Genomic DNA, 4,601 nt, shown 5'->3' with positions numbered 1-4,601 from the left:
AATCGGTGTTGGAAGGCATATCGGTGTAATCGGTGTTGGAAGGCATATCGGTGTATCGAGGTGAAGGTTTAGTCGATCTCTGTATAAACTTGAGGGGGAAAATGGTAAGGGGGCACTGTCTCAAGTATTCGAAGAACCATGCTCTTGATCTGCTCGCAGCTGATCAAGCGTGCGCATTCAAACTGTCGCAATGTCCCCGCATGGCGCGGACATGATGACGAATCGGTGTCGTCGAACTTGGCGCTCACATCGTTCCAACAGCCGTTGCATGTGTGGTAGTTAACGATCCGATACGGCGTTTCGAACTCGCTAACCGGATGTGTGAACCCGCTGATCAATACAACCGGCACGCCAACCGCCCATGCGAGCCACGCGAAATCGCTGGGCACGCCGATAAAGAAATCCGAGTGCCTCAGCCAGCGCGCGCGCTCGGACCAAGATGCGTCTCGCGTCAGATACTGCGCGGCTTGCTTGAGCGCGCAGCTTTCGTCGACTACGTCGCTTGAAGGCGAATCGATGCAGATGATCCGATACCCGCTAGCCGTTAGAAACCGCTGCAACTCCCGCCAGCCGCCCGGCCTTTCCCAGCGCGCGCAGCGCAAAGGGCTTTGCGCTGCGATGCATACATAACGGCCCGCTTGCGGCCGGCTGTCATCAGCCAATTCGATCCGCGGCGCGGCTTCGCGGGGATCAACGCCGAGCATGTACGCGGCGCTGCGATGCTGGCCGACGAGCTGTGGGGCGCTTGGTTGGTACAGGCCAGCCTCCGCGCCGGAGAAGTGGCCGATCCGGTACGTCGCGTAATAGCACTCGGGATTGACGCACTCGGGTGTCACAAATTCGATTTCGGGATAGCCGGACTGAAGCAGCGCGATAAGTGGTGCCGGCATCGAGCAGGTCAGATTGCAACGGTGCTGCCGCTGAAATTTCACCGCGTAGCTGAACCAGCCGAGCGCGGTGCCGAGTTGACCTGACTCGAACTGAATCAGAACCCGTTTGCCATGCGCGTCGAACTGATGCTTGAAAATGCATTTGCCACCTGCATCAATCTCGATCAGGAACGGTACGAAGTGCTTTCTCGTGCTGCACACAATGCCGGCGCCGATTTGCGCGGCGAATAGCGGGGTGTCGGTGGAGGCATCGCTCAGTCGCACGGTCCAGTCGCCCTCCGGTAAGAGAATGCGACAGCCGTCGTTGAAGTCAAAGCGCATGTCTTCGGGACCGGACCACGTCGGTAGGTCAGCAGGTGTCGTGAAGCCACGGGCATCGACGCGCGAGATTGCTTCGGGGGCGATGGTAGCCTGTTGATGGACTGAAGGCGTTCCGGGCGTCGATTGCAAGTCGCGTGTTGGAGACGCGTGCGTGCTAACCGTCGTCGACGCCCTAGAGAATGTTACCTTGGGAACCTCGTATGCGGTTCGCTTGGCGTTCGCATCAGAATATGAAACGGATTGAGGCATCGTGGTGATCCTATTTGGTGTCGCCTAGCGATAGTGCAAGTCGTGATTGCTTGCACGCGATACACCCATTTCCTTGTAGAGAGAATGACAGGAATCTGTTGCGTTCGACTAAATGAGTCGAGCAAGAGCTATCGCGTATAGATGAGAGTCGCCAGGACGGACTGTGTGGATGACAATGTACAGGCGTTTAGGTTGGTTGAACGAGGTGATCATTGTTCAGACCGACTGCAGATTCGGTCACGATAGATATCGCGAGCCGTCGCCGCACGGCAGCCGAAAGCTTCTCGAATTTTGTTTTCAGGCCATCAGGCTGTTTGTTTGCTTGATTGTGCCTGAAATAGTTATTCGGATAGGCTTTAACTTTACGAAGATTTTTTTGCAAATTATCTGATATCTGCGCGATGTGTGTGATTGTCGACGCTCCGCGAACCGCAAGTCCAAGGTGTGCGAAAGATTCCGAAGTGCATAACAAGCTCCTAAATTGATCGGACAAAAAATGTGAGTCAAGAATAAACTTGGCATGAAATTTGTGCATTCAAAAATAGATTATGTACTGTTGAAATTTCGCCTCGTTCGGTGCCCAAACGCTTCTTGACTTGCGCGGCGATAATCGATTGGGGCATAGGAGATGCGGGCACGTGAACCGATCTCCGAGGGGCTGATTTCATTGTGTACGCTCAGCATGGTGCACTTCTGCGGTTGGAAGTTTCACCATAAGCTGATCATGGCAAAAGCTGATGCTCGTGTTCCACGCGCGCTTCGATTCCGGCACGAGCTGATAAACATTGAAATACTCGCCGCCGTCGGGTGTATCGGGAACGAGAAAGTGAGCACTGACGGGTTTCAGTAGGGCGGTCAATTTTGCTACGGAGCACGCAAGCGCTCGTCTCGTGCAATGAAGGGCAAGTGTGCGGACACGCGGATCCTGATTTGGCGAAGAGATCGAGGTATCGATCGCGGAGGGTGTTTCGTGCAAATCACCCGTGCCCCGTGTGGGGGCGGCGGGGCCCGTGATCGACATCGCCAACGTGCCATGGAGCAGAGCGATGTGCGCGCTAGAAATCGGCGACGTTCGGCGCTTGGAATGTCACCGCGCAGAATTTTCATTGTCTAGTCATATAGCTTACTTCTCGTTGACATTCGTTGGAACTATCTGTGCGACTGGAAATCGATATCGCTTCAAAGCCGGAATCGATGATAGGACGTCGGCGAATTTGATCGTAAGCCGCTTGATTAGCGGATTTTCCGGAGATTATTTCAGGTATCAACCGGGTTTGCATCGGGGAAAAATCTGATATTGGATGAGTCGACTGCGTTGGAGTCGCCGCTCGAAGCGGATACACAGCTTGCCGAAGCTGGCGATGCCGTACCAAGCGCTCGTTGTTCGCAATGCCTTTGCGGGTCATCCGCGCTGGGATGTCACGTCGCTTAAGATTGCGTCGACATCGATGGCAATCGTATCCTTTGTCCGCGCGCAGCTTGCTAGGCCGCTTCCGAGATAGGCCATCCAGGTCGGGCACGGCAGATATTGCGTTTAGCATCAATTCGACCGCTATCGAGTCGTGTCGGCAGGCCCCGTGACTGTGTGATCGCCAAGGGAGCGCCTCCGGCGTCTACGGCGAGGTGTCGCTTGCGGCGGAGTCTACCCCGATCTTTCGGGTTGGGGCCGGTTTCCAGCCCTTGGGGGGGGCCTATGTGTTTCGCTCATAGAAGGGGCTGACTTGGGTTGGTAAATGGTGCCGTCACGCAGCATGGCGAACAGGACGTCGCAGCGTCGCCGTGCCAGTGCGATGAGCGCTTGGTTGTGGCGCTTGCCTTGCTGGATTTTGCGCGAGTAATAGGCGCGTGAGACTGGATCTCGTAAGGCAGCAAAGGCGGAGAGGAACAAGGCTCGCTTGAGCACCTTGTTTCCCCGTCTGGATGGGTGCTCGCCACGGATCGACGAGCCTGAGCGCCGGGTTACCGGGGCAAGGCCAGCATAGGCTGCCAAGTGGGCAGCCGAAGCGAAGACTTTGTGGGCAACTTCGGTCAGGAGTCTGGCGGCGGTCCTGACGCCGACTCCCGGCATGCTGGTCAGGACCGGCCAAAGAGGGTGAGCAAGCACCAGTCGTTCAACTTCGGCAGCGACCTCGTCGCGTTGCTGACGCAAGGCCGCAAGCTGCTGGGCCAAGCGGGGCATGACGATGGTGGCGGCTTGCGTGCCAGGCACGGTCACGGCTTGTTTGCTCAGTGCCTGAACGATCTCGGCCGCTAAGCCTTTGCCCATGCGAGGAGCGAGCTTGGTCAGGCGATTGGCGAGCGTCTTCTCGCTGGCAGCAGCAAGTGCGCTTGGGGACGGGTAGCGCTCAAGCAAATCGAGCACCGCCGGATGGTCGAGGCGCGGTCCGAGAACACGCTCGAGCGCCGGATGGATCTGAGTAAGCAGGCCGCGAATGCGGTTGCTGGTCTGCGTGACCTGAGCGGCGAGGTCGTCATCGAAGCCGCAGAGCATGGTGAGTTCGGCGAGCTGCTCGTCGGCCAGTCGAAGCGAGCGCAGCGTATGCGGCATCGAGCGAGCGGCTTCGGCGATGATGGCGGCGTCGCGGGCATCGGTCTTGGCTTCGCCGGCGTGCAAATCAGCGATGCGGCGCATGGCCAGGCCAGGCAGATAGGCGACGAGTACGCCTTCAGCGCGGGCGACGGCTACAGGAAGCGCACCGATGGTAGAAGGCTGATCGACGACGAACAGGAGTCGACCGTGAGTCTTGAGTTCGGTGATGAGGGCGCGCAGCTTGGCCTCGTCGTTGGGTAGAGCCCTGTTGTACAGGCGCTTACCGTTCCGATCGAGTGCCACGGCGTGATGATGGCCTTTACCGACATCGACGCTGACAAAGACATCGACGGCGTCACGTTGTTGAGTGTCTTGCATCGAAGTTTATGCAGAGTGAACGGATTGGCCTGCAACAACGGTGGCAAGTCTCGGCATCCACGTTACGGACGGCGTCGGGATATCCCGGCCAAACCCCTATCAGCGATCACCAGCCACCCACCAGGCCCGGTGACAACCCCCCCCCCGGATCATGACTGCGACTGGGGGCGGGAATCATGCCGGGCCTGGCTGGCCATAGCCCCGATTATCGGGGCGTGAAGATAGTAACGGGG

Annotated in this window: 1 protein-coding gene and 1 pseudogene; both read right to left on the bottom strand. The window is 57.7% G+C overall.

Annotation, left to right across the window (positions count from 1 at the left end):
* Positions 1-68 precede the first annotated feature (68 nt).
* Positions 69-1,460: an autotransporter strand-loop-strand O-heptosyltransferase gene (locus VL15_RS36990; RefSeq protein ID WP_048251819.1), complete on the bottom strand. Its 1,392-nt coding sequence runs from the start codon at positions 1,458-1,460 to the stop codon at positions 69-71.
* A 1,714-nt stretch (positions 1,461-3,174) separates the two neighbouring features.
* Positions 3,175-4,368, bottom strand: a pseudogene (locus VL15_RS41285) (IS110 family transposase); the annotation flags it as partial.
* Between the last annotated feature and the right edge of the window lie 233 nt (positions 4,369-4,601).

Source organism: Burkholderia cepacia (assembly GCF_001039005.1).
Classification (GTDB): Bacteria; Pseudomonadota; Gammaproteobacteria; order Burkholderiales; family Burkholderiaceae; genus Burkholderia; species Burkholderia theae.
The sequence above is the reverse complement of the archived record's forward strand: the minus strand, read 5'-3'. Positions and strand labels throughout refer to the sequence as shown.

Excerpts from the sequence above, each read along its gene's own strand:
- VL15_RS36990 (WP_048251819.1), bottom strand. The coding sequence starts at position 1,460 with ATGCCTCAATCCGTTTCATATTCTGATGCGAACGCCAAGCGAACCGCA.